The sequence below is a fragment of the Streptomyces africanus genome (assembly GCF_002150735.1).
GTDB lineage: Bacteria > Actinomycetota > Actinomycetes > Streptomycetales > Streptomycetaceae > Streptomyces > Streptomyces africanus.
Map to the genome: position 1 here is coordinate 78,823 of NZ_MUKA01000001.1, position 13,394 is coordinate 92,216.

A 13,394-nucleotide genomic window follows, 5' to 3' on the forward strand; every position below is an offset into this window, starting at 1 on the left:
GCGACCGATGTGTTCGGTCGACCTTGTTGTGCGATGACCCGTCAGGGCGTGGCTGCCGGGAGCACGCGCGCCATCGCCGCCGAACGGGGGTGGCCCAGGCCACGGTGCACTACACCTTCGGGACGAAAGAAGGGCTGTACCGCGCCGTGATGGAGCAGCTCACGGACGATCTTGTCCCCAGGTGAGGAAAGCCGCGCCGGAGAACGCGGGGTTCGAGGAGACGCTCGGCGCCCTGGCGGCGGCACCGTGGAGGACCGTGCGCGATCAGCCTGGCAGCCACCACCTGCTGACGGAGGCCGCCGTCCGCACGAGTCGCTCGCTCGCCCACCCGGCGGAGACCATCGCCCGGTTCTTCCTCGCCGGCTTCGACGGACTGACGAGCCAGCGCCTCTCCCTGCCCGATGAGGAATCCGAACGAGTCTGCCTCCAGGCGCTTCTCTCCCCACCCTGGCCCTGGCCAACGGGCAGTTGGACCTGGTGACCGTGCCCGGCCGCCGACACCGCCCCGACTCCCAGGATCGCCGCGCCCACCAGGCTGGTGTGAGCCACCGCGTCCGCGAAGGACGAGCTGACGGCGTGCGCCAGCTGGTAGGCGCCGCCGGCGAGTTGGCCGGCCTGCTCCTGGCGATGCCGATCGCCCCGCCCAGTTCCTGCGCGGTGTCGTTGACCGCGCTGCCCACGCCCAGCTCCTCCTCAGGGAACGCACCCATGATCGCGTCCGTGCAGGGCGAGAGCGCCAGGCCGATCGCGAGCCCGAGCGCGATGAGGGCGCCACGAAATCGCCGTACGACGAGGACTTGTCGACCTGGGTGAGAAGCGCGAGGGACATCGTGCCGCCGGCCATACCCGTGACGATCGTCGCTTTCCTGCCGATGCGCGGGGTGAGGTAGGGGAGGCCGCGCGAGTCCCTGCGGGCAGGGGCGGGTGCGCGGAACGACAGGCATGTCACTCCGTTGAACTGGAGTTTTTGCGCCGGTTGGCATGGAAGCGCGCCTTCTTCTGACGGTTCCCGCACGTGTTCATGTCGCACCATTTGCGGGTGCGGCTTTGGCTGGTGTCGAAGAAGGCGGCTCGGCAGGTCGGCGATGCGCACAAGGCCAATTTCCCGTCCCGCTCGCCTGCGATGATGCTGATCGCGTCGGCGGCGATCACGCTGAGGGCGTCTTCCACACAGGAAGCCGAGCTGAGCTGCCATCGCCGCTCACCGTCGGGCGTCAGGATCGCCGCGGCCCGACCCTGAGCGCTGCAGTCGTTGATGACGTGGACAGCATCCGCGGGGAGAGCGTCCTGGAGCGCGGCCGCTGTCGCGGCGGCGTGAATCGACTCCCTCAGTTCCCGAGCGAGGTCGAGTTGGGCTGTGGTGCAGGAGTCCACGGCGAGGCCGTTCACTTCCAGCCAGTCCATGAGTCGCTGCGGCGTGGGAATGCGCTCCACCGCGTTGCCGTGACGCTCCGACAGGGTCCCCGTGAAGCTGGTCGCCAGCACGTTGCCGAGGCGGAAGTCAGGGAAGGCAGCACGCATGGAACCAGCTTAGCCGGTTGCAGCGTGGCACGGAGAACTGTTAGAACCGTCTTAGCCGGTTCGCGGTAGGTCGTGGCCGGTTTCACGACGGCCAGGAGGTCTCATGCCCCGTCCGACCAGCGATGTGCAAGCCTTTGAAGCCCACGCGACTGACGCCGACCTCGACGATCTGCGCGCGCGACTGGCCGCCGCGCGGCTTCCGGAGGCTGAGACGGTCCATCGCGCCGCGCCCGGCCCTCGCCGATGGGAACAGGGCGTTCCTCTCGCCGACCTCGTCGATGTCGTGAACTACTGGCGCACCGGGTACGACTGGCGGTCGTTCGAGGAGCGCCTCAACCGGATCGGTCAGTTCCGTACGACCGTCGATGGTCTGGGGATCCACTTCCTGCACCGCCGATCCGCGCGCGCGGATGCCACTCCCGTGATCTTGACGCACGGCTGGCCGGACAGCATTGCCCGGTTCATCGACGTAGTGGACGAGCTGGCAGATCCGAAAGACGCGGACGCGCCGGCGTTCCACGTCGTGGTCCCGTCGCTGCCAGGCTTTGGTTACAGCGACAAGCCGGCCACCACCGGGTGGGGAACCGAAAAGATCGCGGCCGCATGGGTGGAACTGATGGAAAGGCTCGGCTACAGCACGTTCGTAGCCCACGGCGGCGACTGGGGAGGCAATATCACCACCGTTCTCGGTGGCAGGTTCCCGGCGCACGTTCTCGGTATCCACACGACGTTCGCGGAGGGACCGCCCGGGTTGACAACGGACGGCCTGACGGCGGTCGAGCGTCAGTGGATCGAGGAAACCCGCGATTTCTGGCGCTATCGCGCGGCGTACGCCAAGCAGCAGGCGACCCGACCGCAGACCATCGGCTACTCGCTCGTCGACTCACCGGTCGGGCTTCTTGCCTGGATCCTCGACAAGTTCGCCGAGTGGTCAGATACCGAGGACAGCCCATTCGAGAGGATTTCCAGAGACAGGGTTCTCGACGACGTCACCCTGTATTGGCTGACCCGGACCGGCGCTTCGGCGGCCCGCATCTACTACGAAAGCCACAACTCGCTGGACCCCGAACTTCGGGTCGACGTCCCGTCAGCACTCACGATGTACCCCCGCGACGTCGAGAAGTGTCCGCGCCCCTGGGCGCAGGAGCGGTACCGGCAGATCGTCCGATGGAGGACGCCCGAAGCCGGGGGACATTTCCCGTCGCTGGAGGTGCCCGAGTATTTCGTCAAGGACCTGCAAGAAGGCCTCGCGGCGGTGCTGGCCGCTCATCGGTGAACGCGGCTCGGCGATCGGGCATTCGGTCACCGCCTGATCCGGCTCAAGGCGTTGCCCGACCCCCTGCCGGCGAAGCCTGCGCGAAAACCCGTTGGCGGACCACGGCGGCCACTGCTAACGTCCCGAGGGCCGTGCGAGAGAACGAGGAGGTGGTACCCGTGAACGCAGTATCGACATGGGTGCTCCCCTCTGGGGTCACGGTCGGGCGATAGGTCGTCCGGGAGCGCCGATCACGAGCCCTCCCGAAAGGCACGACCATGCACTTCACTTCCGAACAGCGCCTCGATGACGGCGTCCTCGAGCGCGAGTTCACCCTCGGCGAGATCCCCGGCACGCTGTGGACGTCTGGATCCGCACCTGCCCCGCTGGTCCTGATGGCCCACAACAACGGCCTGCCCAAGGCGGAACCCCGGCTGGTGGCCCGGGCCCGCTACACCGCGGCGCGCGGCTACGCGGTGGCCACCATCGACGCCGCCGGGTGCGGTGACCGGCCCCGTTCCGCCTCCGACGAGCAGGCCCGTGCCGACCTCCGGCGGGCGATGCAGGCCGGCGAGCCGGTCGACGAGATCTTGGAGTCCTTCATCGGCCCGCTGGTCGACAACGCGGTCCCGGAATGGCAGACCACTCTGGACGCCCTCCTTGAACTGCCAGAGATCGGCGGCCCGGTCGGGTACTCCGGGGGGTGGACCGCCCTCGGCATTCGGCTGGCGGTGGTCGAGCCGCGCATCGCGGCCGCAGGCTTCTTCGCCGGGGGGTACGTGCCCCGCGCCCAGCGCGAGGAGGCCCGGCAGGTCACCATTCCGCTGCTGTTCCTGCTGCAGTGGGACGACGAAGGGAACCCCCGGCAACGGGCCCTGGACCTGTTCGAGGCCTTCGGCAGCAAGGAGAAGACGCTGCACGCCAATCCGGGCGGGCACACCGGCACCCCGTGGTTCGAGCTGGAGGACGGGTGCCGGTTCCTGGACCGACACCTGAAGTGAGGCCGGGCCGTCCGGCGGGCAGCAGACGGTAGGCCCTGTCGGCCAGGATGCCGCCATCGAGGACAGGTCCCGGCCCTCCTCGATGGCGGCGGCCGGCGGACGCACAACGTCCGCGGCTGATGAGAGGCGGCTGCCTCGGACATGCGTTGCCCGATCCGCGCAGCCCTCCACCCCCTCGGCCGCCACTGCGACCGGCTGCTCGATGCATCGCGGCCCCCGCCCGGCGGCAGCCGACAGATGAGTGCCTCGGCCAGTGTGCGGCGCTGGTCGGGGGTCAGGCGCTCAGCCGACGGGCAGGTGGACGCTCGCGAGAGGGCGGTGGCGGCCGCCTTGGCTAACCTGCACGCGTGACCACCGACCTCACCCTCCTGCCGCGTGTCGCCCATCGCGGACAGGAGATCACCGCGCCCCGGCTCCGCGGCCTCCTCGCGCTGCTCGCCGGTGACTTGCGCACGGGCTGCAGCACCGAGCGCCTGGTGGCGGGACTGTGGCCGGACGAGTTGCCGGAGCGGCCGGCGAAGGCGGTGCAGGTCCTGGTGTCCAGGGCGCGGGCGCAGCTGGGCGCCGACGTCATCGCCGGCACGCCGACCGGATACCGGCTCACCCTCGCCGAGGACCAGGTCGACAGCTCCGCCCTGCTGCTGCACGCCGCCGCGAGCGCGGACCGGGCCAGGGCCGGGGACCACGCGGGTTCGCTGGCCGCGGCCGAGGCCGGACTCGCCCTGTGGGAGGGCGCCCCTGACGGGGCGTACGACACCGACGACCCGGTAGCCGCGCTGCGCACCGACCGCGCCCCCGTCCGCGGCACTCTCATACGCGCGCGGGCGCTCGCGCTCGCCCGCCTCGGACGGCACGCGGAGGCGGCCGGGCCGCTGGCCATGGCCGCCGCGGAGCGTCCGCGCGACGAAGAGGTGCTCGTCGAGCTGCTGCGCTGCGAAGCGGCGACGGCCGGCCCGTCCGCCGCGCTGGCGCGGTACGAGGCCTACCGCCGTGAGCTGCGCGAGACACTCGGCACGGATCCGGGCGCCGGGCTCAAGGCCCTCCAGCGGGAGCTGCTGAGCGGCGAGGCGCCCGTGGCCAGGCACGGCGTGCCGCACGAGCCGAACCCGCTGCTCGGCCGGGACGACGACATCGCGGCGGTGCGGCGGCTGCTGCGCGCCTCGCGTGCCGTCACCGTGGTCGGCCCCGGCGGCCTCGGCAAGACCCGGCTCGCCCACGCCGTCAGCCGCCGGGCCGAGCAGCGCGTGGTGTACGTCGTGCCGCTCGCCGGCGTCACCGCCGACGCGGACGTGGCCGCGGAGGTGGCTTCCGCGCTCGGCGCGGGCGAGGGACGGCACGGCGCCGTGGGCGGCCACGCCTCGGCCGACCCGGTGTCCGGCATCCTCGGCGTGCTCGGCTCCGAGCCCGCTCTGCTGGTGCTGGACAACTGCGAGCAGGTCATCGAGGGTGCCGCCGGCCTCGTACGGGCCCTGGTGTCGTCCTCGAAGGACCTGCGGGTGCTCGCCACCAGCCGGGCCCCGTTGGGCCTCACGTCGGAGGCGGTGTACGCACTGCCGGAACTCCCTCTGGACACCTCGGTCGAGCTGTTCACGCAGCGGGCCCGGGCCGCCCGGCCCGGCGTGGAACTGCCGCCGGACGAGGTGTCCGAGCTGTGCCGCCACCTCGACGGGCTGCCGCTCGCCGTGGAGTTGGCCGCGGCGCGGGTGCGGGTGCTGTCGGTGCCGGAGATCGCCCGCCGCCTCGGCGACCGGTTCGCGCTGCTGCGCGGCGGGGCACGGGACGTGCCGGAGCGTCACCGCACCCTGCACGCGGTCGTGGACTGGAGCTGGAACCTGCTCGACGAGGAGGCCAGGGCGGCGATGCGCATGCTGTCCGTCTTCCCCGGTGGCTTCTCGGGCGAGGCGGCGGAGCAGGTGCTGGGCGAGGACGCGCTGTTCCTGCTGGAGCAGTTGGCCGACCAGTCGCTGCTCACCGTCGCCGACACCCCGGCCGGCGTGCGGTTCCGGATGCTGGAGACCGTACGGGAGTTCAGCGCGGCCCGGCGTGCGGAGGCGGGTGAGGAGACGGAGGCCGTCGGCCGGTTCCTCGCCTGGGCGCGTGGCTTCGGGGTCGCGTACCACGACTGGCTCTTCCGGTCCGAACCGCTGACCGCCTGGGAGCGGGTCAGGGCCGAGCAGGACAACCTCGTGCTGGCCCTGCGGCACGCCCTGGCCCGTACGGACGGCCCCACCACCGCCGCCCTCACCGCCGTCCTCGCCGCCCTGTGGTCCACCGGCTCCAACTACCCTCGCCTCACCGCCCTCGCCGCGGACACCGGCCCGCCGCTGTCGCACTACCGCCCCGAGCCCGAATACGCCGAAGTCGCCCGCGCCGCCGCGGTGTTGTCCACGACGAGCCTGTTCATGGGCTTCGGCCCGCACGTCGTACGCCAGCTCGTCACGCTCCGGAGGCTGCCCCCGGCCCCGCCGGACACGCTGCTGCGGGCCATCGCGGTGGTGGTGAGCGCGATCCCGGAGATGCTGCCGCCCGACTACGACGTGCTGCACCGGCTCTGCCAGAGCGAACAGCCGCTGCTCGCCGGCATCGCGGAGGGCGTCGCCACGTACGTCTGGGAGGCGGAGCACGACATCGACCGCGCGCTCGCCTCCGCCCGGCGGATGATCGACGTACTGGCGCCGGTCGAGAATCCGTTCCTTCAGGTCATGGGGTACGCCCGGCTGAGCGAGCTGTGCTTGCAGACGGAGCAGGGCGAGGCCGCGTACGGACACCTCAAGGCGGCGCTCCAGGCGTTGCCGCGGCTCGGCGACGACCACGACCTCATCGGCGTCCGCTGGGGCCTCGTCCTGGCCTGCCTGCAGCGCGGTGATCCCGACGAGGCCGAGTACTGGCTGCGGCAGGCCGAGGGCGCCCACACCGCGCAGCAGGAGGACTACAGCATGGCCCTCCTCGGGCGCGCCGAGATCGCGCTCGCCCGCGGACTGACGGAGGTCGGGCTCGGTTTGTGGCGCAGCGCTGTGCAGCCGCTGGTCGCAGCCGACTCGCTGCACGGCGGCGACCCCTTCTTCGACCGGTGGGTGCTGCAGGTCCTGGCGGTGGCGGTGACGGCGCACGCGCACGCCGGCCGTCTCGAACTGGTCGCGGAGCCGGTCGGCCGGCTGCGGCAGTGGCTGCGGACCCTCCTCTCCGGTCCGTCCGGCTCTCCCATGGAGCTCCCTGTGCTCGGGACGGTGCTGCACGCGCTCGGCATGGCGGGGCTCGCCTCCGGTGACGCCGGTGCCGTACGAATGATCGCGCTGGCCGAACGGCTCCGGGTGCTGCGCGACTTCCAGCCGACGATGTCCGCGGACCGCGCCCGGAAGGCGGCCGAGGACGCCGACCGGGCGGCGTACGCCGACGCGGTGTCGGAGTACGCCGCCCTGGGGCGGGACGAGCTGCGGGAGGCGGCCCGCGCTGTCATGTCGGCTACTTCGGATCGCGGTTGAACAGTGCCGTCGACCAGCGGTAGCCGAGCGCGGTCAGACCGACGCACCAGGCCATCGCGATCCACCCGTTGCTGTCGATCTCGCTGCCGAGCAGCAGGCCGCGCAGGGTCTCGATGACCGGCGTGAACGGCTGGTACTCGGCGATCGGCTGGAACCAGCCCGGGATCGCGTCGATGGGGACGAAGGCGCTGGAGATGAGCGGCAGCAGGATCAGCGGCGTCGCCATGTTGCTCGCCGCCTCGGGGTTCGGGCTCGCCATGCCCATACCGACCGCGATCCAGGTGAGCGCCAGGGCGAACAGGGCGATCAGTCCGAACGCCGCCAGCCACTCCAGAGCCGTGGCGTCCCTGGACCGGAAGCCGATGGCCACGGCGATGGCACCGACCAGGACCAGACTGGCGAGCACCTGCAGCACGCTGCCGACGACGTGCCCGACGAGCACGGACCCGCGGTAGACCGCCATCGTGCGGAAGCGGGCGATGAGGCCCTCGGTCATGTCCATGGAGACGGAGATCGCGGCCCCGATCACGGTGGAGCCGATGGTCATGATCAGCAGGCCCGGCACGAGATAGGCGATGTAGTCCGAGCGGTCGGCGCCGCCGCCACCGATGCCCGCGCTCATCACGCCTCCGAAGACGTAGACGAAGAGCAACAGCAGCATGATCGGCGTGAGGAGCAGGTTCAGGGTCATGGACGGGTAGCGCCGTGCGTGCAGCAGGTTGCGGCGCAGCATCGTGGACGAGTCGCGGACGGCGAGGGAGAGGGCACTCATCGGACATTCTCCTTGGACTGGTTGGGGAGCTTGGTGCCGCCGGTCAGGGCGAAGAACACGTCGTCGAGGTCGGGGGTGTGCACGGTCAGCTCGTCCGCCTCGACGCCGGCCGAGTCCAGCCAGTCGAGGATGGCGCGCAGCTCCCGCTGGCTGCCGTCGCTGGGGATCTGCAGCGACAGGGCCTCGTCGTCCCGGTTGGCCTCGCGCAGGGCGACGGCGGCGGACCGGTACGCGGCCGGGTCGGTGAAGCGGAGCCGCACGTGCCCGCCCGGGACGAGCCGCTTCAGCTCGTCGGCGCTTCCCTCGGCGGCGATCTCGCCGTCGCTCAGCACCGCGATGCGGTCGGCGAGTTCGTCGGCCTCCTCCAGGTACTGGGTGGTGAGGAAGACGGTGACGCCGCCGGAGACCAGTTCGCGGATGATCTGCCACATGTTGTGCCGGGAGCGCGGGTCGAGGCCGGTGGTCGGCTCGTCGAGGAAGATGATCCGCGGATCGCCGACCAGCGTCATGGCGATGTCGAGGCGGCGCTTCATGCCGCCCGAGTAGGTGGAGACGGGCTTCTTCGCCGCCTCCACCAGGTCCAAGCGCTCCAGGAGTTCGGCGGCGGTGCGGCGGCCCTCGCGACGGGAGAGGTGGTGCAGGTCCGCCATGAGGAGCATGTTCTCCTCCCCGGTGATCAGCCCGTCCACGGCGGAGAACTGCCCGGTGACACCGATCGCGGCCCGCACCGCCTGCGGCGCGGTGGCCAGGTCGTGGCCGCCGACCTGCAACTCGCCGGCGTCGGCGGTGATGAGGGTGGAGAGGATCTTGACGGCGGTGGTCTTGCCGGCGCCGTTCGGGCCGAGCAGGGAGAAGACGGTGCCGGTCGGCACCGCCAGGTCGATGCCGTCGAGCACCGTCTTGTCCCCGTACGCCTTGCGCAGTCCCTCGGCCGCGATGGCGAGTGGGCGGGATGTCGTTGTCGTCATGCCGCAGAGCGTGCGGCAGGGCGCATTCAGCGCGGTTTCAGGGTGCTTTCAACGCCCTGAAACCGGCGGTTGCCGTCAGGCCCCGACGCGGCGGTCAGGTGTGGGAGAGGGCGAAGGACACGAGGAAGCCGCTGACGGTGACGAGCCCGATGGCCAGGTGGGCCTCGTCGAACGCCTCGGGGATCATCGTGTCGGCGATCATGGCGAGGATCGCCCCGGCCGCCACCGCGGTCACCGCGGCGATCACGGCGGGGGAGAAGGAACCGACCACCGTGTAACCGAGGACGGCCGCCACCATGCTGGCCGCGGCGATCGCCGCCCAGACGCCGAAGACGTACCCCTTGGTGCGGCCGGCCTTCTTCATCCCCGCCGAACTGGACAGCCCCTCGGGAACGTTGCTGATGAACACCGCGGCCACGGTCACGAGGCTGACCGCGCCGCCGTCGAGCAGGCTGACGCCGATCACCGCGGACTCCGGCACACCGTCGAGCAGGGCGCCGAGAGCGAGTGCCGTCCCGGACCCGCCCTGCTCGGCCTCCGACGGCTGCGCCTGCCCCCGATCGCGACCGGAGCGCTTGCGGTGGCGCGCGCCCCGGCGGGCCAGCCACACGTTGCCGCCGGTGTAGGCCAAGGCGCCGACGAGGGTGCCGACGGCGGCGGGGGCAAGCCCCGCCTGCTCGTACGCCTCACCGACCAGCTCGAAGGAGACCGCTGAGATCAGCACTCCGGCCCCGAAGGCCATCACGATCGCGATCACCTTCTGCGGCACCCGCAGCCCGTATCCCAGCGCGGCACCCAGCAGCAGCGCCGAGCCCGCCACCAGCCCCCACAGTCCAGCCTGTACCACTTCAGCCATGCCGACCCGTCTACCCGCTCAGGATGTGGATCAACGGGCCGGAGGACAGAGCGACGGGTTCAGTATTGCTCGTTCTCCATGAACGATCCGTCCGCGTGAGGGTCCGCGCCCAGGGCGTCGGCGGCGACGGTCGGGTCGAATCCGGGCGGGCTGTCCTTCAGGGCCAGGCCCATGCCGGCGAGCTTTACCTTGACCTCGTCGATGGACTTCGCACCGAAGTTGCGGATGTCGAGGAGGTCGGCCTCGGAGCGGGTGATGAGCTCACCCACGGAGTGGACGCCTTCGCGCTTGAGGCAGTTGTACGACCGGACGGTGAGGTCGAGGTCCTCGATCGGCAGTACCAGGTCGGCGGCGAGGGCGGCGTCCGTGGGGGACGGGCCCATGTCGATGCCCTCGGCGTCGATGTTGAGCTCGCGGGCCAGACCGAACAGCTCGACCAGGGTCTTGCCGGCCGACGCCATGGCGTCACGCGGACGCATGGCCTGCTTGGTCTCGACGTCGACGATCAGCTTGTCGAAGTCGGTCCGCTGCTCGACACGCGTGGCCTCGACCTTGTACGTGACCTTGAGCACCGGCGAGTAGATCGAGTCGACCGGGATCCGGCCGATCTCCTGGCCGATCTGCTTGTTCTGCACGGCGGAGACGTAACCGCGGCCGCGCTCGACCGTCAGCTCCATCTCCAGCTTGCCCTTGCCGTTGAGCGTGGCGAGGACGAGGTCGGGGTTGTGCACCTCGACACCGGCCGGCGGCGCGATGTCGGCGGCGGTGACCAGACCCGGGCCCTGCTTGCGCAGGTACATCACGACGGGCTCGTCCTGCTCACTGCTCACGACCAGCTGCTTGATGTTGAGGATCAGATCGGTGACGTCCTCCTTGACGCCCGGCACGGTCGTGAACTCGTGCAGGACACCGTCGACGCGGATGGACGTGACAGCCGCACCCGGGATCGACGACAGGAGGGTGCGGCGGAGGGAGTTGCCGAGGGTGTAGCCGAAGCCCGGCTCCAGCGGCTCGATCACGAACCGGGAGCGGAACTCGTCGACGACCTCTTCGGTCAGGGACGGACGCTGAGCAATCAGCACGGGGTGTTGCCTCCTGTGGTTTGGCGCCCGCTATGTGACGCCGTAGACACCAGAAGGGTACGGGCCCGGCCGGGATATGGCGGACGGCACCGTGGCCCGGTCGTGGGGAAGCGCGTACCGGGCCACGGGCGTCCGGGATCAGTAGCCGTAGATCATCTTATAGGCGACCTCGGGGAGGAACTGCCCGGCCGAGGAGCCGCCGCCGACGCCGCAGTTGCCGTCGGACTCGCCCGGAACCTTGATCCACAAGAGCATCTCGGCGCCGCCGCCCAGCCGGGTGGGGGTGCCGATGCGGCGGCCCGAGGGGTTGCACCACTGGCCGTCGGAGCCGTTCCCGTTGCGGCTGGTGTCCACGACGAACGGCTTGGTGTAGCCGTAGCGGGCGCTCAGTTCACGGTTGACGGCGTTGCCGTAGGCGGTGTTCTCGTCGGTGGCGATGTAGTTGGAGATGTTGAGCGAGAAGCCGTGGGCCTGTCGCAGGCCGGCTTCGTGGAGGCGCCGGGCCATGGTCGCCGCGTCGGCCCAGCGCGGATTGCCGGCGTCCATGTAGACCCAGGTGTTGGGGGCCTGCCGGCTGAACTGGGTGAGGGCGCCGGAGAGCATGCCCTCACGTTCGTCGATCTGGGCCTGGGTCATGCAGCCGTAGTCCCCGAGGGAGTCCGGTTCGAGGATGACGACGGCAGGGCGGTTGGCGATTCCGCCGGCGAACTGGGCGATCCAGTCGGCGTAGGCGGACGGCGAGGCGGCGCCGCCCGCGGAGTGCCCGCCGCAGTAGTCCCGGTTGTAGATGTTGTAGGCGACGAGGAGGGGGAGCTTGTCGACGCGGTCCGCCGCTCCCGCGAACCCGCCCGTGGCGGTGCCGATGGTGCCGCTCCAGGAGCCGAACCAGCGGGCCATCGGGGTGTTGGCGATGTTCGCGTTGATGGCGGCGGCTCGGCCGTCGCCCGGATTGGCGGCGGCCCACCGTTTCGCGCTGGAGTCGGGGTCCACGTAGAACCCACTGGTCATGGTGGTGGGGTCGGCCGCGTGGGCGGACGGGGCGGCGGCCAACGCCAGTGGCAGGGCGAGGAGCGCTGTGGCCAAGGCGCGGATTCTGCGGCGCATGACTGAACCTCGATTTCCTGGCAGGGATGCGTCTGACCTGATCTTGGGAGCGCTCCCACTGGAAGCGCTCCCAGCAGCAGGCGAAAATCGTTGGGGTGTGTTCGGTATGGTGTTGCGGGGTAGTTGAGGTGTCAAGAGCTGATGCCCAGCGCGATTCGTATGGCGAGAACACACCCCAATGGCCACAGGACTGGAAGCGATTCCAGACGTGCGGACGTCGAGGTCCGGGGAAAGGCTCATGCTTCATGGCAGACGTTGCGCCGCGTCGGCAGCCGACGCTCGACGAGGTGGCCGAACGCGCCGGTGTCTCCCGTTCCGTGGCTTCCCGCGCCCTGAACAACGCTCCGCATGTCAGCCGCGCCAAACGGGAGGCGGTGGAACGGGCGGTCCGGCAACTCGGTTACGTCCCCAACCCGACCGCCCGTGCTCTGGCCACGCGTCAGACGGGAGCGGCCGCCCTGGTCGTCTCGGGAGAGGATCCGTCGATCTTCGCGGACCCGTTCTACGCCCAGGTGATCGTGGGGGCGTCGAGCGCTCTGGAGGAGGCCGATCTGCATCTGATGCTGTGCCTGGCCGCTTCCGACCGGGGGCGCAAGCGGGTGCGGGAGCTCTTCCGGTCCAAGGGGGCCGACGGTGTCATGCTGATGGCGCTGCGCGAGGACGATCCGCTGGCCGCTGTGGCCGAGGAGGCGGAGATGCCCGTCGTGTTCGGAGGGCGCCCGGTCGGTTCGACTCCCCGGTGGTACGTGGACGTCGACAACGTCGGCGGAGCGCGCGAGGCGACCGAGTACCTGGTGTCGCGCGGCCGGACTCGCGTGGCCGCGATCTGCGGGCGTCTGGACACCGAGGCCGGGCGCGCCCGGTACCGCGGCTACCGGGACGCCTTGCTGGCGGCCGGCCTGGAGCCGTTGCCGCCGCAGGAGGGGGACTTCACCGAGCCCAGCGGAGCCGCCGCCATGGCCGTCCTGCTGGCCCACCACCCCGACGTGGACGGGGTGTTCGCCGCCAACGACAACATGGCGGCGGGGGCGCTGCGCACCTTGCGCTCGGCCGGCCGGGCGGTCCCCGCCGACATCGCTGTGGTCGGTTTCGACGACCTGACCGTCGCCCAGGTCGCCGATCCGCCCCTCACGACCGTCCATCAGCCCATAACGGCTCTCGGGCGGGAGATGGCGCGCATGCTCGTCGCGGTCGTCAACGGACACGACCCCACCCCGTTGATCCTGCCCACGCGCCTGGTCGTCCGCACGAGCGCCTGACGGGCCTGAACGGGCGAGCACACCGGTGAGCGGATACGTGCACTGCGGGGTCGGTGATTTCGCCGGGCCGGCCACCCTTCCGCTCCTGGCGCGT

10 protein-coding genes and 2 pseudogenes are annotated in these 13,394 nt (G+C 70.9%); 5 read left to right on the forward strand and 7 right to left on the reverse strand.

The window, feature by feature from the left end; translation table 11 throughout:
- Nucleotides 1–33: 33 nt before the first annotated feature.
- A pseudogene (locus CCL05_RS00315) lies at nt 34–442 on the forward strand (TetR/AcrR family transcriptional regulator); the annotation flags it as partial.
- 56 nt (nt 443–498) lie between these two features.
- Here CCL05_RS00315 and CCL05_RS45785 read toward each other — a convergent pair.
- Together CCL05_RS45785 and CCL05_RS00325 are read right to left on the reverse strand one after the other, a co-directional pair.
- Nucleotides 499–889 (reverse strand): annotated as a pseudogene (locus CCL05_RS45785) (MFS transporter); the annotation flags it as partial.
- Nucleotides 890–945: 56 nt separating this feature from the next.
- Nucleotides 946–1,521: a CGNR zinc finger domain-containing protein gene (locus tag CCL05_RS00325; RefSeq protein ID WP_086558417.1), complete on the reverse strand. Its 576-nt coding sequence runs from the start codon at nt 1,519–1,521 to the stop codon at nt 946–948.
- 103 nt (nt 1,522–1,624) lie between these two features.
- Between CCL05_RS00325 and CCL05_RS00330 the strand changes: the two genes are divergently transcribed.
- From CCL05_RS00330 to CCL05_RS00345, 3 genes are all read left to right on the forward strand, one after another.
- Nucleotides 1,625–2,797, forward strand: a complete 1,173-nt coding sequence (locus tag CCL05_RS00330; protein ID WP_086558418.1) for an epoxide hydrolase family protein — start codon at nt 1,625–1,627, stop codon at nt 2,795–2,797.
- Nucleotides 2,798–3,054: 257 nt separating this feature from the next.
- Nucleotides 3,055–3,777, forward strand: coding sequence for a dienelactone hydrolase family protein (locus CCL05_RS00340; protein ID WP_086558420.1), 723 nt, complete (start codon nt 3,055–3,057; stop codon nt 3,775–3,777).
- Nucleotides 3,778–4,124: 347 nt separating this feature from the next.
- Nucleotides 4,125–7,259, forward strand: coding sequence for an ATP-binding protein (locus CCL05_RS00345; RefSeq protein ID WP_086558421.1), 3,135 nt, complete (start codon nt 4,125–4,127; stop codon nt 7,257–7,259).
- Here the strand turns inward: CCL05_RS00345 and CCL05_RS00350 are convergent.
- From CCL05_RS00350 to CCL05_RS00370, 5 genes are all read right to left on the reverse strand, one after another.
- Nucleotides 7,240–8,031: an ABC transporter permease gene (locus CCL05_RS00350; RefSeq protein WP_086558422.1), complete on the reverse strand. Its 792-nt coding sequence runs from the start codon at nt 8,029–8,031 to the stop codon at nt 7,240–7,242. The genes CCL05_RS00345 and CCL05_RS00350 overlap by 20 nt on opposite strands.
- Entirely contained in the window at nt 8,028–8,999 is a 972-nt protein-coding gene (locus CCL05_RS00355; protein ID WP_086558423.1) for an ATP-binding cassette domain-containing protein, read from the reverse strand. The genes CCL05_RS00350 and CCL05_RS00355 overlap by 4 nt, the downstream gene beginning before the upstream one ends.
- Before the next feature lie 94 nt (nt 9,000–9,093).
- Nucleotides 9,094–9,855 carry a ZIP family metal transporter gene (locus CCL05_RS00360; RefSeq protein WP_086558424.1) on the reverse strand — a complete coding sequence of 254 codons (762 nt, stop codon included), beginning with the start codon at nt 9,853–9,855 and terminating at the stop codon, nt 9,094–9,096.
- A gap of 59 nt (nt 9,856–9,914) precedes the next feature.
- Complete coding sequence (locus CCL05_RS00365) at nt 9,915–10,937, reverse strand: DNA-directed RNA polymerase subunit alpha (RefSeq protein ID WP_086558425.1); 1,023 nt, start codon at nt 10,935–10,937, stop codon at nt 9,915–9,917.
- Nucleotides 10,938–11,075: 138 nt separating this feature from the next.
- On the reverse strand, nt 11,076–12,041 hold the full coding sequence (locus CCL05_RS00370; protein WP_086558426.1) for a glycoside hydrolase family 6 protein: 966 nt from the start codon (nt 12,039–12,041) through the stop codon (nt 11,076–11,078).
- 245 nt (nt 12,042–12,286) lie between these two features.
- Between CCL05_RS00370 and CCL05_RS00375 the strand changes: the two genes are divergently transcribed.
- The gene (locus CCL05_RS00375; RefSeq protein WP_086558427.1) at nt 12,287–13,300 is read left to right on the forward strand and encodes a LacI family DNA-binding transcriptional regulator; all 1,014 of its coding nucleotides are present in this window, start codon (nt 12,287–12,289) and stop codon (nt 13,298–13,300) included.
- The last annotated feature ends 94 nt before the right edge of the window (nt 13,301–13,394 follow it).